This window comes from Streptomyces sp. NPDC037421 (assembly GCF_055602105.1).
In genome coordinates this window covers 85,745-106,241 of sequence record NZ_JBVJWV010000004.1, presented here as the reverse complement: position 1 = coordinate 106,241, position 20,497 = coordinate 85,745, and the positions used below count along the sequence as shown (strand labels likewise).

The following is a 20,497-nucleotide window of genomic DNA, read 5'->3' as shown; positions in this document are numbered from 1 at the left end:
CGCGCTTTGATGGACGCATGACGACGAACAACTGGGCAGCGTTCGAGAAGGCGGAACCCGAGTTCGCGGCGGCCGTGCGGGCCCGCTTCGCGCGGTACCCGCACCACGTCCTGGCCACCCTGCGCAAGGACGGCTCGCCCCGGGTGGCCGGGCTCAACGTCGACTTCCGCGGCGGGGAGCTGTGGCTCGGCATGATGGCGGGCTCGATGAAGGCCCGCGACCTCCAGCGCGACCCCCGCTTCGCCCTGCACACCAATCCGGGCGAGGGCATGGCGATGCCCGACGGAGACGTGCGGATCTCCGGAAGGGCGGTGGAGATCGTGGACCCGCCCGAGCTGCACCGGTACGCGGAGGAGACCGACTCCCCGCACCCCTTCCACCTCTTCCACGCCGACCTGACCGAGGTGGTGCACATCGCGGTGGACGGCGAGGAGCTGGTGGTCCGGTCGTGGACCCCGGCGCGCGGGACCCGGGTCCTGCGCCGGGGCAACGACGACGAGCCGCCGCGCGAGGAGCCGGCTAGCTGAAGCGCGGGACGGCGGCGGGACCGGCGGCCGGCGTGAGGGCGGCCGGATCCACGTCCACCCAGCTGCGGTCGATGTTGATGGTCACCCCGCCGTACGAGGCGTCGTGGTCGCCCCGGAACTGGTGGGCCCGGCGCGGGCCGGTCCACAGCGCCTTGCCCTTGGGCAGGCCCATGTCGGCGTCGGTGACGGAGGCCCCGCCGTTCCACTGGGCCACCCACAGCACGTCCGGCATGGCGTGCGGGGCCTGGTGGTGGTGGGCGCTGAGCGCCTTGGCACCGGAGCTGGCGGCGACGTAGGCCGCCGAGCGGTAGCCCAGCTCGTGCAGCCGTACCGTCCAGGCCGTGAGGTAGGCGACGACCGGTGCGTCCCAGGTGGTGCGGTCGCCGTAGTTCTCCAGGTCGTTGTAGAGGAGGGTGCCCTCGGCGAGGCCGAGGGCACGGGCCGCCCCGACCGCGCCGTCGGCGGCCTCCTTGCCCTGCTCGTTCGCCTCGGAGGGGTCGGTGGACAGGCCAGTGGTGGAGCTGTGCCAGGGCTGCGGTCCGACCCAGATCGGCATCAGGTGCCAGCCGGCGGCGGCCTGCTTGCGGATCCAGCCGGCCGTCAGCTGCGGCTGGGCGCAGGCGCGGGCGCGGCCGCCGATGTAGACGCCGACCGCGCCGAAGGGGGAGGCGGTGCGCCAGGCGTCCATGGAGCGCTGCGGCGGGGCGGTACAGGCGTCGAAGCCCTCCCCGGTGACGGCCCGCTGCGCGACGACGTCGGCCGGCCGCGGGGCGGCTGGGGCGGGGGCGGCGGGGGTGCGGGTCCCGCCGGGGACGGCCCGCGCCAGCAGCCCGCGTACGGCTGCGGGCCCGGCCCCGTACGACAGGGTGGCCATCACCCCCGGCCCACGCAGGGCGTACCGCACCTCTCCGCTGTCGCCCTCGGCGGGCGGCAGCGCGGACCCGCCGTCCACGGTGAGGGTGGGGACGTCGGCGCGTGCCGGGGCCCCGTCGAGGGGCTCCAGGTGCAGGGTGTCGGCGCGGGTGGCGACGGCCCGGCGGCCGGAGCAGTCGGCCTGGGTGCCGGCGTGCCCGAGGTACAGGGTGGGCCGGTCGAGCCGCAGGCAGGCGCCGGGTTCCCGCTCCAGGTCGACGACCCGCCAGTCGGCGGGCAGGGTCAGGCGCAGCCCGCGGTACTCGACGGGCGGCCCGTCGCCGGTGGCGGCCGCGGCCGGCGCGAGCGGCATCAACAGGGCGGCGCCCAGCAGCCAGCGCAACAGGGTTCGTGAGGGCATGGCCCCCACGCTCCCCCCTACCCCCCGCCAACTCCCCCGCGACACCCCCCGCTTGCCCCGTCCGGGCTACGCGGGGTCACTGTCAGTGCCACCGCCTACCGTGAAACGGCCGTCCCATCGGCACTCGGCACCCAAGGGGGAGACATGACACACAAGGCACTCACCATCGCAGCACTCGCGGCGGCACTCGCACTGACCACGGGCGCGGGACAGGCCTCGGCGGCGGACGAACTGATCGGCTACCCGGGCCCCGACGGCGTGATCTGGGTGCCGGAGGTCACCGGCTCCAGCGGCTTCGTCTCGGGCGGCCTCAACGCACACCTGGACACCTACACCACCTTCGCCTGCGAGGGCGAGGGCAGGATCGAGGTGACCTTCGTCCTCGACAACCACCCGGACCGCAACCCGGCCCCCTTCACCCTGACCTGCGCCCCGAACTCCCCGACCCGCACCACCGTCCCCCTGGGCACCGCCCTCTCGGGCGGCTTCGGCGCCACAGTGACCGCCTCGTCCCCGTCCATACGCTGGGGCGCGGTCGTAGTCCAGCCGGAGTAGCACCGACGAGCACCGCAGCGCCCGCCCCCGACCGGGGCGACGGGCGCTGCGGCAGCCCAGCCGCGGCGTCAGCCGTCCGACAGTTTGAAGGCAACGCAGACCGTTTTGCCGACCTTTTCATCTCGGATCTCGCACTCGTCCGCGAGCTCCGACACCAGCCACAGGCCACGGCCCGCCTGTGCATCAGTGGAGGGGCGGCGGACGAGGGGGCGACCCGGCCCGCTGTCGCGCACCTCGATCCACAACACTGCCCCTTCCCTTAGGAGACGCACAGCGAACTCTCGCCCCATGGGGACACCGTGCAGAACTGCATTCGCGGCGAGTTCGGAGACACAGAGCCGTATGTCGTCCCGCCGCTCGAACACAGCCCACTCCGCGAGCGTGTCGCCTACGAACTGCCGGGCGGCACGCACTGAGGCGCGCGCCCGGGGGAATCGCTGCTGCCTGACGAAGGACACCGCACCCCACCGCCTTCACTCTGAGCTCCCAAGGCCACACAGACCGTATCGCTATTCGCGAAAGCCAGCAAGGTTCGCGAGGGTGGGTTCGGTCGACGCCGTCGCATAACGTGGGGGTGGGGCAACACATCTGACGCGTGGGAGGCATCGTGGACAGCGGCGAGTGGACCAGTACGTCGATGCCGTACCTGACTCCACGTGCCGCCGGAGACACTGACGCCTGGACCGACGAGGCCCGAGGGGCCGGTCGGCGGGGAAGCCAGCGCATCGTGCACGCCGGAGAGGCACCGGCCCCGGCCCCTGTGGCCCTGATGCTCGGCCTGACGGACGGGGACGCCGTCGTCGTACGCCGCCGGATCATCGAACTCGACGACGAGCCGACCGAGTTGACGGACACCTACTACCCGGCCGGCATTGCCGGAGGCACCCCGCTGGCCGGCACTGCCAAGATCCGCGGCGGCGCCGTGACACTGCTGGCCGCGCTCGGCCACGTCGGCGTACGGGTCGTCGAGAACGTGACCGCCCGTACGCCCAGCGACGAGGAGCGCGAGCAGCTTCGACTCGGCGTGGGGGAACCGGTCCTGCAACTCGCCCGCACCACGTACGACTCGGCGGGTCACCCGATCCAGGCGGACGTGATGGTGATGCCCGCCGGACGCCAGCAGCTGCGGTACGAGATCAGGATCGGATGAATTTGCCCATGCCCGGAACTGAGGGCCTCGACCCCCGGCCCCTTCACGCCCGCATCGCCGCCGACCTCCGGGACGAGATCATGAGCGGCGATCTCGCAGCAGGAGCCAAGCTTCCGTCCACCGCTCAGCTGAAGACCCGCTTCGACGCGTCCAACGCCACGATCCAGAAGGCCGTCCAGCTCCTCAAGGCCGAGGGCCTGGCCATCGGCCGCGCGGGCGCGGCGGTGACCGTGCGGGAGAACCGCCAGCGGACCGTACGCCCGGCGCGCTCCCTCGCACCGGCGACCGCCGGAGCCGCGTTTCCCTGGCTCTTCGAGGTGACCGAAGGCCTGTCGGCCGCGCGCAGCTCGCTGCTGGCCGTCGGGGAGGTGCCGGTCACCGGCGACGTGGCGGAGGCCATCGGCCTGCCGGAGGGCGGCTCGGCGCTGTGCCGTCTCCAGCTGATCAGCGTCGACGGCGAGCCGGCCGAACTGGTCACCTCGTACTACCCGCTGGACATCGCGAGTGGCACAGCGCTGGCCGAGGAGCAGCGGATCAAGGGCGGTACTCCGAGCCTGTTGACCGAGCTCGGCTTCCCGCCGCGCCGCAGCGTCGACCGGGTTTCGGCCCGGGTCGCGACCCAGGAGCAGCACGCCGCCCTGCGGCTGCCTGGTGAGCTGCCGGTGCTCCGGACACTGCGCACGGTGTACGGCCCCGACGACCACCCCATCGAGGTCACGGTCATGGTCAAGGCGGGGCACCTCTACGAGCTCCAGTACGAGTTCGCCCCCGAATAGCCCGGCCCCCGAACGCCACCGCGCCCGCCACCCCTGGTCGGGGACGTGGCGGGCGCGGGTCGGAGTTCCGTACGCCGTTGTACGGACCGCATGAGGGGTCCCGCCGTTCGCGCGGCGAGGGCGCTACCAGTGACACGGGCCCCGCACCGACGGCCGGAGGCCGGCGCAGCCGGGCGAAGCCCGGGAGGCCGCCAGCGGCCGAACGGTGCGAGCCCGGCATCCAGAAGGAGTCGTGGCGGGCGCGGGTCGGAGTTCCGTACGCCGTTGTACGGACCGTATGAGGGGTCCCGCCGTTCGCGCGGCGAGGGCGCTGCTCGGCCCCCGCCCTCACGGGCGGGGGCTGACGGCTACACCATCAGGGAGCGGTCCGTCGGCTTGACCGGGTACGGGAGGGCGCTGGTGCCGGTCAGGTAGCGGTCCACGCCGCGGGCGGCCGAGCGGCCCTCCGCGATGGCCCACACGATGAGCGACTGGCCGCGGCCCGCGTCGCCGGCGACGAAGACGCCGTCGGCGTTGGTGGCGTACGAGGCGTCGCGGGCGATGTTGCCCCGCTCGTCCAGGTTCACGCCGAACTGCTCGACCAGACCGTTGGCCTGGTCGGTGCCGGTGAAGCCCATCGCCAGGGTGACCAGCTGGGCCGGGAGGACCCGCTCGGTGCCGGGCTTCTGGACCAGCTTGCCGCCCTCGAAGGAGACCTCGACCAGGTGCAGGGCCTGGACGTTGCCGTCCTCGTCGCCCTCGAAGTGGGTGGTGGAGACGGAGTAGATCCGCTCGCCGCCCTCCTCGTGGGCCGAGGTGACCTTGTACAGCATCGGGAAGGTCGGCCACGGCATGGACTCCGGGCGGTCCTCCGACGGACGCGGCATGATTTCCAGCTGGGTGACCGAGAGGGCGCCCTGGCGGTGGGCGGTGCCCACGCAGTCCGCGCCGGTGTCGCCGCCGCCGATGACGACGACGTGCTTGCCCTCGGCGGTGATCGGCGGGGCCAGGAAGTCGCCCTCCTGGACCTTGTTCGCGAGGGGGAGGTACTCCATCGCGAAGTGGATGCCCTTGAGGTCGCGGCCCGGGACCGGCAGGTCGCGGGAGACCGTGGCGCCCGCCGCGACGACGACCGCGTCGAAGCGCTTGCGCAGGTCGGTCGCCGTGATGTCGCGGCCGACCTCGATGCCGGTGCGGAACTTGGTGCCCTCCGCGCGCATCTGCTCGATGCGGCGGTTGATGTGCACCTTCTCCATCTTGAACTCGGGGATGCCGTAGCGCAGCAGGCCGCCGATGCGGTCGGCGCGCTCGTACACCACCACGGTGTGGCCGGCCCGGGTCAGCTGCTGGGCGGCGGCCAGGCCGGCCGGGCCGGAGCCGATGACGGCCACGGTCTTGCCGGACAGGCGCTCGGGCGCCTGCGGGGTGACGTCGCCGTTGTCCCAGGCCTGGTCGATGATCGAGACTTCGACGTTCTTGATCGTGACGGCCGGCTGGTTGATGCCGAGGACGCACGCCGACTCGCAGGGGGCCGGGCACAGCCGCCCGGTGAACTCCGGGAAGTTGTTCGTGGCGTGGAGGCGCTCCGACGCGGCCGTCCAGTCCTCGCGGTACGCGTAGTCGTTCCACTCCGGGATCAGGTTCCCGAGCGGGCAGCCGTTGTGGCAGAACGGGATGCCGCAGTCCATGCAGCGGCCGGCCTGCTTGCTGATGATCGGGAGCAGCGAGCCCGGGACGTAGACCTCGTTCCAGTCCTTGAGGCGTTCGGCCACGGGACGGGTGCAGGCGGTCTCGCGCGGGGTGGTGAGGAAGCCCTTCGGGTCAGCCATTGGTCGCCGCCTCCATCATCTTCTCGGTGGTCTCGGACTCGGAGAGTCCGGCCAGCTCAGCGGCGTCCTTGGCGGCGAGCACTGCCTTGTACGTGGTCGGGATGATCTTGCTGAACCGGGCCGCGGCGGCGTCCCAGTCAGCCAGGAGCTTCGCGGCCACGGTCGAGCCGGTCTCCTCCTCGTGGCGGCGCACCACATCGTGCAGCCACTGCTTGTCGGCGTCGGAGGGGGCCTCGACGGCCTCCGCGTTGCCGGCGTTGACCTGGCGGGGGTCGAGGTCGATGACGTACGCGACGCCGCCCGACATGCCGGCCGCGAAGTTGCGGCCCGTCTCGCCGAGGACGACCGCCGTACCGCCGGTCATGTACTCGCAGCCGTGGTCGCCCACGCCCTCCGAGACGACCAGGGCGCCGGAGTTGCGGACGCAGAAGCGTTCGCCGGTGCGGCCGCGCAGGAACATCTCGCCGCCGGTGGCTCCGTAGCCGATGGTGTTGCCGGCGATGGTGGAGTACTCGGCGAGGTGGTCGGCGGCGCGGTCCGGGCGGACCACGACGCGGCCGCCGGAGAGGCCCTTGCCGACGTAGTCGTTGGCGTCGCCCTCCAGGCGCAGGGTGACACCGCTCGGCAGGAAGGCGCCGAAGGACTGGCCGGCCGAACCGGTGAAGGTCAGGTCGATCGTGTTGTCGGGCAGGCCCGCGCCGCCGAACTTCTTGGTGACGTGGTGGCCGAGCATGGTGCCGACGGTCCGGTTGATGTTGCGGATCGCGACCCGGGCGCGGACCGGCTGGGCCGTCTCGGCGGAGTCCGCGTTCAGCGCGTCGGCCGCGAGCTCGATGAGCTCGTTGTCGAGGGCCTTCTCCAGACCGTGGTCCTGCTCGATCAGGGCGTGGCGGACCGCGCCCTCGGGCAGCTCGGGCACGTAGAAGAGGGGCTCCAGGTCGAGGCCCTGGGCCTTCCAGTGCGTGACGGCCTTGCTGGTGTCGAGGAGCTCGGCGTGGCCGACGGCCTCCTCGATCGTGCGGAAGCCCAGCTCGGCGAGGAGCTCGCGCACCTCCTCCGCGATGAACTCGAAGAAGTTGACGACGAACTCGGGCTTGCCGGAGAAGCGGTCGCGCAGGACCGGGTTCTGCGTGGCGATGCCGACGGGGCAGGTGTCCAGGTGGCAGACGCGCATCATGACGCAGCCGGAGACGACGAGCGGCGCGGTCGCGAAACCGAACTCCTCGGCGCCGAGCAGCGCGGCGATGACCACGTCGCGGCCGGTCTTGAGCTGGCCGTCCGTCTGGACCACGATGCGGTCGCGCAGCCCGTTGAGCAGCAGGGTCTGCTGCGTCTCGGCGAGGCCGAGCTCCCAGGGGCCGCCCGCGTGCTTGAGCGAGGTGAGCGGGGAGGCGCCCGTACCGCCGTCGTGGCCGGAGATCAGGACGACGTCCGCGTGGGCCTTGGACACACCGGCCGCGACCGTACCGACGCCGACCTCGGAGACCAGCTTCACGTGGATGCGGGCGACCGGGTTGGCGTTCTTGAGGTCGTGGATCAGCTGGGCCAGGTCCTCGATGGAGTAGATGTCGTGGTGCGGCGGCGGGGAGATCAGGCCGACGCCGGGCGTCGAGTGACGCGTCTTGGCGACCCACGGGTAGACCTTGTGGCCGGGCAGCTGGCCGCCCTCGCCGGGCTTGGCGCCCTGCGCCATCTTGATCTGGATGTCGTCCGCGTTGACCAGGTACTCGCTCGTGACACCGAAGCGGCCGGAGGCGACCTGCTTGATGGAGGAGCGGCGCGCCGGGTCGTACAGGCGGTCCGGGTCCTCGCCGCCCTCACCGGTGTTGGACTTGGCGCCCAGCTGGTTCATGGCGATGGCGAGGGTCTCGTGCGCCTCCTTGGAGATGGAGCCGTACGACATGGCGCCGGTGGAGAAGCGCTTGACGATCTCGGAGACCGGCTCGACCTCGTCGATGGAGATCGACGGGCGGTCGGACTTGAAGCCGAACAGGCCGCGGAGCGTCATCAGGCGCTCGGACTGCTCGTTCACGCGGTCCGTGTACTTGCGGAAGATGTCGTACCGGCGGTTGCGGGTCGCGTGCTGGAGGCGGAAGACCGTCTCCGGGTCGAACAGGTGCGGCTCGCCCTCGCGGCGCCACTGGTACTCGCCGCCGATCTCCAGCGCGCGGTGCGTGGCGGGGACGCCTGAGGCCGGGTACGCCTTGGCGTGACGGGCGGCCACCTCCTTGGCCACGACGTCCAGGCCGGCGCCGCCGATCTTGGTGGCGGTACCCGCGAAGTACGTGCCGACGAACTCCTCGTCCAGGCCGACGGCCTCGAAGACCTGGGCGCCGCGGTAGGAGGCGACGGTGGAGATGCCCATCTTCGACATGACCTTCAGGACGCCCTTGCCGAGGGCGTAGATCAGGTTCTTGATGGCCTGCTCCGGCTCCAGGCCGGACAGGAAGGTGCCGGCGCGCAGCAGGTCCTCGACGGACTCCATGGCCAGGTACGGGTTGACGGCCGCGGCGCCGTAGCCGATGAGCAGGGCGACGTGGTGGACCTCGCGGACGTCGCCGGCCTCGACCAGCAGGCCCACCTGGGTGCGCTGCTTGGTGGCGATGAGGTGGTGGTGCACGGCGGAGGTGAGCAGCAGCGACGGGATCGGCGCGTGCTCGGCGTCCGAGTGGCGGTCCGACAGGACGATCAGGCGGGCGCCGGCCGCGATGGCCGCGTCGGCCTCGGTGCGGATCTCCTCGATCCGGGCGGCGAGGGCCTCGCCGCCGCCGGAGACCCGGTAGAGGCCCGACAGGGTGGCGGCCTTCATGCCCGGCATGTCGCCGTCGGCGTTGATGTGGATGAGCTTGGCGAGCTCGTCGTTGTCGATCACCGGGAAGGGCAGGGTGACGCTGCGGCAGGACGCGGCGGTCGGCTCCAGCAGGTTGGACTGCGGGCCGATCGAGGACAGCAGCGAGGTGACGAGCTCCTCGCGGATGGCGTCCAGCGGCGGGTTGGTGACCTGCGCGAAGAGCTGCGTGAAGTAGTCGAAGAGCAGCCGGGGGCGCTCGGACAGGGCGGCGATGGGCGAGTCCGTACCCATGGAGCCGAGGGCTTCGCCGGCCGTGCGGGCCATGGGCGCGATGATGACGCGCAGCTCTTCCTCGGTGTAGCCGAAGGTCTGCTGGCGGCGGGTGACCGAGGCGTGGGTGTGCACGATGTGCTCGCGCTCGGGCAGGTCCGTCAGCTCGATCTCGCCGGTCTCCAGCCACTCCGCGTAGGGGGCGGCGGCGGCCAGCTCGTCCTTGATCTCGTCGTCCTCGACGATGCGCTTCTGCGCGGTGTCGACGAGGAACATCTTGCCGGGCTGAAGGCGGCCCTTGCGGACGACCTTGGACGGGTCGATGTCGAGGACGCCGACCTCGGAGCCGAGGACGACGAGGCCGTCGTCGGTGACCCAGTAGCGGCCGGGGCGCAGGCCGTTGCGGTCGAGGACCGCGCCGACCTGGGTGCCGTCGGTGAAGGTGACGCAGGCCGGGCCGTCCCAGGGCTCCATCATCGTGGAGTGGTACTGGTAGAACGCGCGGCGGGCCGGGTCCATGGAGGTGTGGTTCTCCCACGCCTCCGGGATCATCATCAGCACGCTGTGCGGCAGCGACCGGCCGCCGAGGTGGAGCAGCTCCAGGACCTCGTCGAAGGAGGCCGAGTCGGAGGCGTCCGGGGTGCAGATCGGGAAGATGCGGTCCAGGGCGCCCTCGCCGAACGCGGCGGTCGCCAGCTGGGACTCGCGGGCCTTCATCCAGTTCCGGTTGCCCTTGACCGTGTTGATCTCGCCGTTGTGCGCGACGAAGCGGTACGGGTGGGCGAGCGGCCAGGACGGGAAGGTGTTCGTCGAGAACCGGGAGTGGACCAGGGCGAGCGCCGAGGCGAAGCGGCGGTCGGAGAGGTCCGGGAAGAAGGGCTCCAGCTGGCCGGTGGTCAGCATGCCCTTGTAGACGATGGTGCGGGCGGAGAGCGACGGGAAGTAGACGCCGGCCTCGCGCTCGGCGCGCTTGCGCAGGACGAAGGCCTTGCGGTCCAGCTCGATGCCGGTCGTGCCGTTGGACACGAACAGCTGGGAGAACGCGGGCATGGTGGTGCGCGCGCCGTTGCCGAGCAGGTCCGGGGTGACCGGGACCTCGCGCCAGCCGAGGACCGTGAGGTCCTCCTCGGCGGCGATGGCCTCGATCTGCTCCACGGCGACGGCCTGTGCGGTGCCGTCGGCGGGGAGGAAGGCGATGCCGACGGCGTACGCGCCGGCCTCGGGGAGGTCGAAGCCCGCGACCTCGCGCAGGAAGGCGTCCGGTACCTGGGACAGGATGCCGGCGCCGTCGCCGGAGTCCGGCTCGGAGCCGGTGGCGCCGCGGTGCTCGAGGTTCCGCAGTACGGTCAGGGCCTGCTCAACGAGTGTGTGGGTGGCCTCGCCGGTGAGGTTCGCCACGAATCCGACGCCGCAGGCGTCCTTCTCGTTGCGCGGGTCGTACATGCCCTGCTGGGCGGGGCGACCGTCCATGGGCGACCAGGCGGTGTTGCTGAGGCCGGTCGCGGAGTGCGTGGATGCGGAACGCATCGGCTCTCCCGTCGTCGTCGTGGCAATGTGCTAGCCGAGGGACGACGTTGGCCCTCTGCGAAAGTTCGTGCAGGTTACATGATGACGGCAATTCCGAGAACCGGATATCACATTCCAGCATGCGGACACTGCGCGAGGCAGAAAGAAGGGACCTTCAAGGGATTCTCGGGTCGCAGACGCTTCTGGCGAGGACTCCTGCAACTCTGCAGGTCCTCTGCTGGGGGCTTCTGCTGGGCACAACACGGGGTGAAGGTCCCGGCGCGAGACGGGCATCATTGCCCGGCGCCCTGGTCTGATGCCCAGCGGTCACGGAATCGAAACCACCGGGTAACGGACTACTTATGTTGCGTGCTGCATAGTGTCTCACTCCCGCGGCCGTTAGCCTATGGCGCCGCCGATCCAGGTTCCCAGGATGTACGTCACACCCGCGGCGGCGCCACCCAGGACGAGCTGGCGCATACCGCTGTACCACCACGACCGGGCCGTGACCCGCGAGACCACCGCACCGCAGACGAAGAGCCCGACGAGCGCCAGCAGCACGGCCGGCCACAGGGCGGTCGCCCCGAGCAGGTAGGGCAGTACGGGGAGCAGCGCGCCCAGCGCGAAGGAGCCGAAGGACGACACGGCGGCGACCAGCGGCGAGGGCAGGTCGTCGGGGTCGATCCCGAGCTCCTCGCGGGCGTGGATCTCCAGCGCCTGGTCCGGGTCGCGCGAGAGCTGCATCGCGACATCGCGGGCGAGTGCCGGCTCGACACCGCGCGAGACGTAGAGCTCGGCCAGCTCCTCCATCTCGTCGACGGGGTGCTTGCGCAGCTGCTGGCGCTCCACGTCCAGCTCGGCGAGGACCAGCTCGCGCTGCGAGGCGACGGAGGTGTACTCACCGGCCGCCATCGAGAACGCACCGGCCGCGAGACCGGCGAGGCCGGTGATGACGATCGTCGCGGGGGCCACCGCACCGCCGGCCACACCGGTCATCAGGGCCAGGTTGGAGACGAGCCCGTCCATGGCACCGAAGACGGCCGGCCGCAGCCATCCGCCGTTGACGTCGCGGTGGGTGTGGTTGTCGCGGTGGGCGGTGTGCAGCGGCGCTTCGATGTCGATGATGGACATGCGGCGTATCTCCCCTTTTGTACGAATGGGTACGAGCGGGTACGCGAAAGCGACGCGCAGCTGTGCCCGGCGCGGGGCACTCCCCCTGAACACCTCGAAAGTACGCACGATTTCTGGCTCCCGCCAGCAAGGAAGGCCGTACTTACCTGGGGTTTCGCGGGTCGGCGACCGGGTGACGGGGGCGGGCGGGGGGCGTTTCGCGGCGACCGACAAACCTCATGCCATGGCACAAATCCCCCAAGGGCTCATGATGAGTCCCCCACCAAGTGGAGAGGCGCCCCATGGAGCTGATTGCATGCAATCCGCAGGTCCTCCTCGAACGGGCCAGGGGCGCACTTCTCGGCCTCGCGGTGGGTGACGCGCTGGGCGCCCCCGCGGAGAACATGAAGCCGTCGGAGATCCGGGCGAAGTGGGGCCGGATCGAGGGCTTCGTCTCGGACGACCCGGCGGGCACGGACGACACCGAGTACGCGATCTTCTCCGGCCTGCTGCTGGCCCGGCACGGCTCCGCCCTGACCGTCGCGCACGTCGAACGCGCCTGGCACCACTGGATCGCCGACCTGGACGAGGGCCCCTTCCGCGGCGCGGGCTTCTCGGAGCGCGGCACCCTGGAGAACCTCCGCCGGGGCCTGGCGGCACCGATCTCGGCACAGCACCGGCACGCCTGGTCGGACGGCCTGGCGATGCGGGCGGCCCCCTTCGGGGTGTTCGCGGCGGGCCGCCCGGCGGAGGCGGCCCGCCTCGTCGCGATCGACGGCACGGTCAGCCACGAGGGGGAGGGCATCTACGGCGGCCAGGCCGTCGCCGCCGGGGTCGCGGCCGCCATGGCCGGCGGGTCCCCCGCCTCGGTGGTCTCGGCGGCCCTGTCCGTCATCCCGTCCGACTCCTGGACGGCCCGCTCGCTGCGCCGCGCGGTGACCGCCGCCCCGCGCGGGGAGCGGGCGGTGCGCTCGGCGGTCGTCATCGGCGGCTACCCGTGGACGGACCTGGCCCCGGAGGCGGTGGGCCTGGCCTTCGGCGCCTTCGCCGCCTGCGCGGGCGACTTCCCGGCCTCGGTCCTCACCGCGGTGAACATGGGCCGGGACGCCGACACCACCGCGGCGGTGGCGGGCGCCCTGGCCGGCGCCCTGTCGGGCGCCGCCGAGATCCCCGCCGCCTGGGCCTCGGCCATCGGCCCGGTCCGGGGCAGCTGCCTCCCCTCGATGCGCGGCTACCACGTCCTGGACATCGCGGACCTCCTCACCCCGGAAACCGAGCCCGCCCGATGACCCGGCACACCGCCCTCACCGACTCCCCCGCCCCGGCCGGCCCCACCCCCGAAACCCCCGGCCTCCCCCGGCCCCCGGGGGCCGGGGGACCGGCACCGGCCGGCCGGGCCGAGCCGCCGGCGGCCGTGACCGCCGGCACCGCACCGCCGCCCACTCCGGAGGCCGGGGCCGCCGCGCCCGCGCCGGCCGTGCCCGCCGGAGGCGGGGCCCCTGCGGCGGCGCCCCCGGCCACCACCCCCGGCCGGACCCCGCGCACGGAGCCGCGTACCCCCGCCCCACCGCCGCGGGTGCCCGGCACGGAGCCGCGTACCGCACCGGCCCCACCGCCGGAGGCCAGCCGTACCCCCGCCATCCCGCCGCGGGCGCCCCGGCGGATCGAGGGGCTGCTCCTCGGCCTCGCCGCGGGCGACGCCGCCGGCTGGCCCGCCGCCCGGCACCGGGCCAGCCGGATGCCCGAGTGGACCCGCCGCCTCACCCGCGAGCTCGACACCTTCGCCGAGCAGAACGCCACCACCACCCTCCCCGTCCCCATCGCCCTCAACCAGCCCCCCGAACCGCTGCGCCTCGGCCCCTCCGACGACGCCGAATGGGCCGCCTTCGCCGCCGAATCCGTACTCACCGCCGCCGGGGTGCTGCTCAGCGACCTCTCCCGGTCCCGCCGCATGCGCGCCGCCATCGACCTCGCCTGGAACGCCCTCGCCAGCGAGGTCGCCGCCGCCGCGGAACGGGCCCCCGAGGTCGAGTCGGCCGTCCTGCCGATGCGCGCCCGCATCTCCGTACGCGCCGGGCTCGGCAACCTCGCCGCCGGCCTGCGCCCGCCCGCCACCGGCCACGACAACCCGCACTACTTCGACGACGCCGCCTGCGTCCGCGCCTGCGTACTCGCCGTCGTGCACCCCGGCGACCCCCACGCGGCCGCGGACCTCGCCGAGTTCGACGCCCGCTACACCCAGGACGGCGACGGGGTCCACGGCGCCCGCGCCGTGGCCGCCGCCGTCGCCGCCGCCCTCGCCGGGGCGGACACCGACACCGCCGTCGACGCCGCGCTCGCACAGCTGCCCGCACCCACCGAGATCGGCCGCAACGCCCGGCACGCCGTCAAACTCGCCCGCGCGGAGACCGGCGGCGCCTTCGCCCTCGTCCCTTTGCTGGAGCACCAGATCGTCGACCACGTCTACAGCTACGGCATCGCCGCCGCCGAGACCGTCCCCGTCGCCCTCGCCCTCGCCACCGCCGCCCGCGGAGAGGTCTGCGAGGCCGTCCCGGCCGCCGCCTGCCTCTCCCGCGTCGCCGACTCCGCCCCCGCCCTCGCGGGCGCCCTCACCGGCGCCCTCGGCGGCGGCGACTCCCTCCCCGCCGCCTGGCGCGAGGCCTGCCGCACCCTCTCCGGCTGCGCCCTGCCCCGGCTGGCCGGAACCGACCTCGTCGAACTCGCCGCACTGCTCTCGCGTACGGAACTCACCTCACCGAAGGGATGATTCGGGCATGACCCTCACACTGGAGGACCGGTTCTCGGGCGCTCTCGTCGGCGCCGCCGTGGGCGACGCCCTCGGCGGGCCGGTGGAGGGGTGGTCCCCGGAGCAGATCGCCGAACGGCACGGCGGCCGCGTGCACGGCATCGTCGGCCCCTGGTACGAGGACTGGCGCACCGCCCGGCCCATCGCGCCGTACCACAAGGGCGACGGCCACGTCACCGACGACACCCTCATGACGCACGCGCTGGTACGGGTCTACGCGTCCGTACGCGACCACCTGGACGCCTACGCGGTCGCCGAGCACCTCGTGCCGGACCTGATGGGCACCCCCCGCTGGATCCCCGAGCTGGAGGCCGAGGCCCTGCCCCTCCAGCGGATCTTCCTCGCCGAGAAGTGGATCGTGACCCGGCTGCACTACGCGCACGCGGACCCCCGCGAGGCCGGCACCGGCAACATCGTCAACTGCGGTGCGGCGATGTACATGGCGCCGGTCGGTCTGGTCAACGCGGGCAATCCGGCCGCCGCCTACGCCGAGGCGCTGGACGTCGCGGGCGCGCACCAGTCCTCGTACGGGCGCGAGGCCGCGGGTGTCTTCGCGGCGGCGGTCGCGGCGGCCTGTGCCCCGGGCGCGACGGCGGCGACGGTGGTGGACACCGCGCTGGCGCTGGCCAAGGACGGCACCCGCGAAGCGATCGCGGCGGTACGCGAAGCCGCGCTGCGGTACCGGGACTTCGAGTCCGCGCTCGCACCGCTGCGGGCGGCCGTGGCTCCGTACGACTCGGTCGGGCCGGACTACCGCACGCCCTCCCTCGGCGCCCGGCGTCCCTCGCGCCTGCACTCCATCGAGGAACTCCCCGTCGCCCTCGGCATGCTGCTGGTCGCGGACGGCCGGTACGAGGGCTCCGTGCTCGGCGCCGTCAACTACGGCCGCGACTGCGACTCCATCGCCACCATGGCCGGGGCGGTCGCCGGCGCCCTGGGCGGGGAGTCCGCCGTGCCGGCCGCATGGGCCAAGCAGGTCGCCGAGGCCAGCCGGCTCGACCTGCACGCCCCGGCGGCGGCGCTGGCCGCCGTGGCCCGGGAGGTCTTCGACCGGGACCGGTCCCGCCGCCGCGCGCACGAGGCCGCTTTCGACGCCATCGCCTCACCCCGGTGACGGGCTCCCGCGCCGGAGGCCCGGCCACCGCCGCCCCGGCCCCCGTACGGCTCACCTGGGTCCAGCCCGAGGACCTGGTCGGCCACGAGCTGCGCCAGGCCGCGGAGGACGGCCGCGACCCCGGCCCGGCCCTCGCCGCCTGGCTCGCGGCGGGCGGCAGCCCCGCCCCCGCCCGGGCCGGGGCCTCGCCCTCCCCCGCCGCGCCGGACCTGCGCGCGCTCGCCACCCGCCTGCTGGACGGGCTCGCGGACCTCCCCGTCCCCACGGCGGGCGCGGAGCCCACCGCGTGGCCGGCCATCCGGGCCGGCTGGCCCGCGTCCCCGCCACCGCGCGGCGCCTCCCCGCACCCCGGGCTGCGCCGCAGGCTGGAGGCCGCCTGGGTCGGCCGGGCCGTCGGCTGCGTACTCGGCAAACCCGTCGAGAAGCTCCCCCTGGACGGCATCCGGGCCCTCGCCCGCGCCGCCGGGAACTGGCCGCTGGACGACTGGTTCACCGCGCGCGGCGTCCCCGCGGAGCTGCTGGCCGCGTACCCGTGGAACCGCCGCTCCGCGCCCACCTCGCTCGCCGAGAACATCGACGGCGCGCCCGAGGACGACGACCTGGACCACCCCCTCCTCGGCCTGCTGCTGCTCCAGCGGCACGGCAAGGGCTTCACCACCGCCGACCTGGCCCGGCTCTGGCTCGACGAGCTCCCCGCCGGCCGCACCTTCACCGCCGAGCGCGTCGCCTACCGCAACCTGCTCCAGGGGCTGGAGCCCCCGCTCACCGCCACCCACCACAACCCCTTCCGCGAGTGGATCGGCGCCCTCATCCGCGCCGACGTCCACGGCTGGACCAACCCCGGCGACCCGGCCGCCGCCGCCGAGCAGGCCTGGCGGGACGCCACCCTCAGCCACACCGCCGGCGGGGTCCACGCCGCCCTCTTCGCCGCCGCCGCCATCGCCGAGGCGGCCGGCGGCCGGACCGACGTGCACGGCGCGCTGCGGGCCGGGCTGGCCGTCGTACCGCCCGGATCGCGGCTCGCCGGGGCCGTCCGCTTCGGGATCCGCACCGCCCGCGAGGAGGCCTGCTTCGACCGGGTCGTGGACCTGCTGCACGCCCGCTACGGCCACTACCACTGGGTGCACGCGGTCCCCAACACCGCCCTCATCGCCGCCGCCCTCACCCACGCCGACGGGGACTTCACCCGCTCCGTCTGCCGCGCGGTGTCCGGCGGCTGGGACACCGACTCCAACGGCGCCACCGCCGGCTCGGTCGCCGGGCTCCTGGCCGGGTCCCCCGACCGGATCCCGGAGCGCTGGACCGCACCGCTCAAGAACCGCCTCGCCACCACCGTCGCCGGCTTCGACGGCATCGGCTTCGACACCCTCGCCCACCTCACCACCCAGGAGGCAACCCGCTCATGACGGCCATCGCCGTGCTCGGCAGTACCAACATGGACCTCGTCGCCTACGTGCCCAAGGCCCCACGGCTCGGGGAGACCGTCACCGGACGGGAGTTCCGCACGGCCCCCGGCGGCAAGGGCGCCAACCAGGCGGTGGCCGCCGCCCGCCTCGGCGGGGAGGTGGTGATGATCGGCGCGGTCGGGGCGGACGAGTTCGGCGTACGGCTGCGGGCCGGGCTGGCCTCGGCCGGGGTCGAGACCGCCGCGCTGCGCACCGTCGAGGGCGCGAGCGGCACCGCGCACATCACCGTCGACGACGAGGGCGGGAACAGCATCATCGTCATCCCCGGCGCCAACGCCCGCGTCACCGGCCTGGAGGCGGGCGACGCGTCGCGGATCGGCGCCGCCGACTGCCTGCTGCTCCAGCTGGAACTCCCCCTGGAGGCCGTCCTCGCCGGCGCGGAGGCCGCCCGCGCCCACGGCGTCCGCACGGTCCTCACCCCGGCCCCCGCACAGCCGCTGCCGGCCGGGCTGCTCGCCGCCACCGACCTGCTGGTCCCGAACGAGCACGAGGCCGCCGCCCTCACCGGGCTCACCGACCCGCACCGGGCCGCGGAGGCGCTGCTGCGCGAGGTGCCGGAGGTGGTGGTCACCCTGGGCGCGGCCGGCTGCCTGTACGCGGCCCGGGGGCGCGAGCCGCTCACGGTGGCGGCCCCCCGGGTGCGGGCGGTGGACACCACCGCCGCCGGGGACACCTTCGTCGGGGCGCTCGCGGTGGCGCTCGGGGAGGGGCGGGCCATGCCCGAGGCGCTGTCCTGGGCCTCGGTGGCGGCTGCGCTGTCCGTCCAGCGGCCCGGGGCGCAGGACTCGATGCCGACCCGCGCCGAAGTGGACCGGGGCGCGGGCGGGGCGGAGTCATGACGCCTGCGGACGCGCCACCGGCCGACACGACCGCGGCCGGCACGGCGCGGACGGACGCGGCGCGGACGGACGCGGCCCGAGCGGGCGGCGGGCCGGCCGCCGCCCGGCCGCCCGGCTCGCAGCGGACCACCCCGCATCAGGCCCCGACGCCGTCGTCCGGCCCGCTGGCGGGGCTGCGCGTACTCGACCTGGCCACCCTGTTCGCCGGGCCGCTCGCCGCCACCCTGCTCGGGGACTTCGGCGCCGAGGTGGTGAAGGTCGAGCACCCGCACCGGCCCGACCCCTCCCGGGGGCACGGGCCCGCCAAGGACGGGGTCGGGCTGTGGTGGAAGCTGCTCGGGCGGAACAAGCGGACGATGACCCTCGACCTGTCCACGCCCGGCGGCCGGGACACCCTGCTGCGGCTGGCCGCCACCGCCGACGTGGTCGTGGAGAACTTCCGCCCCGGCACCCTGGAGAAGTGGGGCCTGGGCTGGCCCGAGCTGTCGGCCGCCAACCCGCGCCTCGTCCTGGCCCGCGTCACGGCCTTCGGCCAGCAGGGCCCGTACGCCCACCGGCCGGGCTTCGGCACCCTGGCCGAGGCGATGAGCGGCTTCGCCGCGATCACCGGGGAGCCGGACGGCCCGCCGACCCTGCCGCCCTTCGGCCTCGCGGACTCCATCGCCGCGCTGACCTGCGCGTACGCGGTGATGACCGCGCTCGCCGGGCGGGACCGGACCGGACACGGCCAAGTGGTCGACCTGGCGATCATCGAGCCGATCCTGACCGTCCTCGGACCGCACCCCCTCTGGTACGACCAGCTCGGCTACGTCCAGCCCCGCACCGGCAACCGCTCCGCCAACAACGCCCCCCGCAACACCTACCGCAGCGCGGACGGCCGCTGGCTGGCGGTGTCCGCCTCGGCCCAGTCGGTCGCGGAGCGCGTGCTGCGCCTCGTCGGCCGGGGCGAGCTGATCGCCGAGCCCTGGTTCGCGACCGGTTCCGGGCGGGCCGCGCACGCGGAGGTCCTCGACGAGGCGGTCGGCGGCTGGATCGCCCGGCACAAGGCCGACGAGGTGGTCGCGGCCTTCGAGGAGGCCGAGGCCGCCGTCGCCCTGGTCTACGACGTCCGGGACGTGATGGCCGATCCGCAGTTCGCGGCCCTCGACACGGTGACCGAGGTCGAGGACCCCGAACTCGGCCCGCTCAAGATGCAGAACGTCCTCTTCCGGCTGTCCGAGACCCCCGGCGGGATCCGCTGGGCCGGCCGCCCGCACGGCGCGGACACCGAATCCGTCCTGACCGAGCTCGGCCTGACCGGGGCCGAGATCTCCGCTCTCCGCCTGGAGGGGGCCCTGTGATCCTGACCTGGCTCTACGCACCCGGGGACCGCCCGGAGGTGGTGGCCAAGGCCCTGCGCAGCGGGGCCGACGCCGTCATCGTCGACCTCGAGGACTCGGTGTCGGCCTCGCGCAAGGAGTACGCCCGCGCGGCCACCGCCGAACTGCTGACCGAGCGCCCGCCGCTCCCCGTCCACGTCCGCGTGAACGCCCTCGGCTCCCCCTGGTCGGGCGCCGACCTCACCGCGCTGGCCCGGCTGCACGGGCTCGCGGGACTGCGGCTGCCGAAGATCGACGCGCCGGAACAGATCACCCGGGTCGCGGACCGCACCGGAGGGGTGGCGCTGTACGCGCTGCTGGAGTCCGCGCTGGGGGTGGAGAGGGCGTACGAGATCGCGCGCGCCCACCCTTCCCTGCAGGGGCTGACGCTGGGCGAGGCGGACCTCTGCGCGGACCTCGGCGTCTGCGCGGAGAGCGGGCTGGACTGGCCGCGTTCCAGGGTCGTCGTGGGGGCCCGGGCCGCCGGGCTGGCACCGCCGGCGCAGTCGGTCTTCCCGGACATCCGGGACCTGGAGGCGCTGGCCGCCTCCTGCGCGCGGGGCCGGGCGCTGGGCTTCCTGGGCCGTGCGGCGATCCACCCCCGCCAGCTCCCGGTGATCGAGCGGGCCTACCTCCCCGGGCCGGAGGAGATCACCGCCGCCAAGGAGATCGTCACCGCCGCCCGCGCCACGCCGGGGGCGCTCGCGCTCCCGGACGGCCGCTTCGTCGACCCCGCGGTGGTGGCCGCCGCCCACCGCACCCTGTCCCTCTCCCAGCGCACGCCTTCCTGACGCGCCGCCCGCGCGGCTCGCCCGCAGGCGGCCTCCCCGGCTGCGCGGGGCTCGCCCCTCCCCGCCCTTCAACCGTTCTCGCCTCAAACACCGGCGGGGCTGGAAGAGCCCCACCTCCAGCCTCGCCGGCGTTTGAGGCGCGGGCGCGGTAGCGCCGTGTCCGTAGCCGCGCCCGGCGATTGAGGGCGGGAACGGTGGAAGGACGGGCAGGGGACCGCTCCGCGCAGCGGCGGCCACACGGAGCCGGCACGGGCCGGACACGCCGGAGGGGGGGGGGGGGGGAGGCGTGCCCCCCCCCCCCCTACCGCTTCCTTCTTTCTTTTTCTCCTCCTCCCCTTTTCGGCTGGTCTGTTTCTT

At 74.0% G+C, this 20,497-nt stretch carries 16 protein-coding genes; 11 read left to right on the top strand and 5 right to left on the bottom strand.

Going from position 1 to position 20,497, the window contains the following annotated elements; genetic code table 11:
• Positions 1–17 precede the first annotated feature (17 nt).
• Complete coding sequence (locus ACZ7IF_RS08040; RefSeq protein ID WP_470964882.1) at positions 18–527, top strand: pyridoxamine 5'-phosphate oxidase family protein; 510 nt, start codon at positions 18–20, stop codon at positions 525–527.
• Here ACZ7IF_RS08040 and ACZ7IF_RS08035 read toward each other — a convergent pair.
• Entirely contained in the window at positions 520–1,800 is a 1,281-nt protein-coding gene (locus tag ACZ7IF_RS08035; protein ID WP_470964879.1) for a glycoside hydrolase domain-containing protein, read from the bottom strand. The two genes, ACZ7IF_RS08040 and ACZ7IF_RS08035, sit on opposite strands and share 8 nt — an antisense overlap.
• A 144-nt stretch (positions 1,801–1,944) precedes the next feature.
• On the opposite strand from ACZ7IF_RS08035, the gene ACZ7IF_RS08030 reads away from it, so the two are divergent.
• Positions 1,945–2,355 carry a hypothetical protein gene (locus tag ACZ7IF_RS08030; protein ID WP_470964876.1) on the top strand — a complete coding sequence of 137 codons (411 nt, stop codon included), beginning with the start codon at positions 1,945–1,947 and terminating at the stop codon, positions 2,353–2,355.
• A gap of 68 nt (positions 2,356–2,423) precedes the next feature.
• Here the strand turns inward: ACZ7IF_RS08030 and ACZ7IF_RS08025 are convergent, their stop codons facing one another.
• On the bottom strand, positions 2,424–2,813 hold the full coding sequence (locus tag ACZ7IF_RS08025) for an ATP-binding protein (RefSeq protein ID WP_470964873.1): 390 nt from the start codon (positions 2,811–2,813) through the stop codon (positions 2,424–2,426).
• Between the two features lie 149 nt (positions 2,814–2,962).
• Here ACZ7IF_RS08025 and ACZ7IF_RS08020 point away from each other — a divergent pair, with 149 nt between their 5' ends.
• Positions 2,963–3,505, top strand: a complete 543-nt coding sequence (locus ACZ7IF_RS08020) for a GntR family transcriptional regulator (protein ID WP_470964870.1) — start codon at positions 2,963–2,965, stop codon at positions 3,503–3,505.
• Entirely contained in the window at positions 3,502–4,281 is a 780-nt protein-coding gene (locus ACZ7IF_RS08015) for a GntR family transcriptional regulator (protein WP_470964867.1), read from the top strand. Before ACZ7IF_RS08020 ends, ACZ7IF_RS08015 begins: the two co-directional genes overlap by 4 nt.
• 347 nt (positions 4,282–4,628) lie before the next feature.
• On the opposite strand, the gene ACZ7IF_RS08010 is transcribed toward ACZ7IF_RS08015, so the two are convergent.
• From ACZ7IF_RS08010 to ACZ7IF_RS08000, 3 genes are all read right to left on the bottom strand, one after another.
• Positions 4,629–6,089, bottom strand: a complete 1,461-nt coding sequence (locus ACZ7IF_RS08010; RefSeq protein ID WP_470964864.1) for a glutamate synthase subunit beta — start codon at positions 6,087–6,089, stop codon at positions 4,629–4,631.
• The gene (gltB, locus tag ACZ7IF_RS08005) at positions 6,082–10,620 is read right to left on the bottom strand and encodes a glutamate synthase large subunit (protein ID WP_470965525.1); all 4,539 of its coding nucleotides are present in this window, start codon (positions 10,618–10,620) and stop codon (positions 6,082–6,084) included. Before gltB ends, ACZ7IF_RS08010 begins: the two co-directional genes overlap by 8 nt.
• Before the next feature lie 435 nt (positions 10,621–11,055).
• Complete coding sequence (locus ACZ7IF_RS08000) at positions 11,056–11,787, bottom strand: VIT1/CCC1 transporter family protein (protein WP_470964861.1); 732 nt, start codon at positions 11,785–11,787, stop codon at positions 11,056–11,058.
• Positions 11,788–12,068: 281 nt separating this feature from the next.
• On the opposite strand from ACZ7IF_RS08000, the gene ACZ7IF_RS07995 reads away from it, so the two are divergent.
• Genes ACZ7IF_RS07995 through ACZ7IF_RS07965 form a run of 7 tightly spaced genes read left to right on the top strand, consistent with a single transcriptional unit; the run spans position 12,069 to position 20,140 of the window.
• A complete protein-coding gene (locus ACZ7IF_RS07995; protein ID WP_470964859.1) occupies positions 12,069–13,055 on the top strand; it encodes an ADP-ribosylglycohydrolase family protein in 987 nt (328 codons plus the stop codon).
• Positions 13,052–14,533 carry an ADP-ribosylglycohydrolase family protein gene (locus ACZ7IF_RS07990; protein WP_470964856.1) on the top strand — a complete coding sequence of 494 codons (1,482 nt, stop codon included), beginning with the start codon at positions 13,052–13,054 and terminating at the stop codon, positions 14,531–14,533. The genes ACZ7IF_RS07995 and ACZ7IF_RS07990 overlap by 4 nt, the downstream gene beginning before the upstream one ends.
• Before the next feature lie 7 nt (positions 14,534–14,540).
• Positions 14,541–15,686 carry an ADP-ribosylglycohydrolase family protein gene (locus ACZ7IF_RS07985; protein WP_470964853.1) on the top strand — a complete coding sequence of 382 codons (1,146 nt, stop codon included), beginning with the start codon at positions 14,541–14,543 and terminating at the stop codon, positions 15,684–15,686.
• Positions 15,683–17,092 carry an ADP-ribosylglycohydrolase family protein gene (locus tag ACZ7IF_RS07980; protein WP_470964850.1) on the top strand — a complete coding sequence of 470 codons (1,410 nt, stop codon included), beginning with the start codon at positions 15,683–15,685 and terminating at the stop codon, positions 17,090–17,092. The genes ACZ7IF_RS07985 and ACZ7IF_RS07980 overlap by 4 nt, the downstream gene beginning before the upstream one ends.
• A complete protein-coding gene (rbsK, locus tag ACZ7IF_RS07975; RefSeq protein WP_470964847.1) occupies positions 17,089–17,991 on the top strand; it encodes a ribokinase in 903 nt (300 codons plus the stop codon). Before ACZ7IF_RS07980 ends, rbsK begins: the two co-directional genes overlap by 4 nt.
• A complete protein-coding gene (locus ACZ7IF_RS07970; protein WP_470964844.1) occupies positions 17,988–19,331 on the top strand; it encodes a CaiB/BaiF CoA transferase family protein in 1,344 nt (447 codons plus the stop codon). Before rbsK ends, ACZ7IF_RS07970 begins: the two co-directional genes overlap by 4 nt.
• Positions 19,328–20,140, top strand: a complete 813-nt coding sequence (locus ACZ7IF_RS07965) for an HpcH/HpaI aldolase/citrate lyase family protein (RefSeq protein WP_470964841.1) — start codon at positions 19,328–19,330, stop codon at positions 20,138–20,140. The genes ACZ7IF_RS07970 and ACZ7IF_RS07965 overlap by 4 nt, the downstream gene beginning before the upstream one ends.
• Positions 20,141–20,497: the final 357 nt, after the last annotated feature.

Coding starts and splice junctions, on each gene's coding strand:
- ACZ7IF_RS08040 (WP_470964882.1), top strand. CDS start 18: ATGACGACGAACAACTGGGCAGCGTTCGAGAAGGCGGAACCCGAGTTC.
- ACZ7IF_RS08035 (WP_470964879.1), bottom strand. CDS start 1,800: ATGCCCTCACGAACCCTGTTGCGCTGGCTGCTGGGCGCCGCCCTGTTG.
- ACZ7IF_RS08030 (WP_470964876.1), top strand. CDS start 1,945: ATGACACACAAGGCACTCACCATCGCAGCACTCGCGGCGGCACTCGCA.
- ACZ7IF_RS08015 (WP_470964867.1), top strand. CDS start 3,502: ATGAATTTGCCCATGCCCGGAACTGAGGGCCTCGACCCCCGGCCCCTT.
- ACZ7IF_RS08010 (WP_470964864.1), bottom strand. CDS start 6,089: ATGGCTGACCCGAAGGGCTTCCTCACCACCCCGCGCGAGACCGCCTGC.
- gltB (WP_470965525.1), bottom strand. CDS start 10,620: ATGGACGGTCGCCCCGCCCAGCAGGGCATGTACGACCCGCGCAACGAG.
- ACZ7IF_RS08000 (WP_470964861.1), bottom strand. CDS start 11,787: ATGTCCATCATCGACATCGAAGCGCCGCTGCACACCGCCCACCGCGAC.
- ACZ7IF_RS07995 (WP_470964859.1), top strand. CDS start 12,069: ATGGAGCTGATTGCATGCAATCCGCAGGTCCTCCTCGAACGGGCCAGG.
- ACZ7IF_RS07990 (WP_470964856.1), top strand. CDS start 13,052: ATGACCCGGCACACCGCCCTCACCGACTCCCCCGCCCCGGCCGGCCCC.
- ACZ7IF_RS07985 (WP_470964853.1), top strand. CDS start 14,541: ATGACCCTCACACTGGAGGACCGGTTCTCGGGCGCTCTCGTCGGCGCC.
- rbsK (WP_470964847.1), top strand. CDS start 17,089: ATGACGGCCATCGCCGTGCTCGGCAGTACCAACATGGACCTCGTCGCC.
- ACZ7IF_RS07970 (WP_470964844.1), top strand. CDS start 17,988: ATGACGCCTGCGGACGCGCCACCGGCCGACACGACCGCGGCCGGCACG.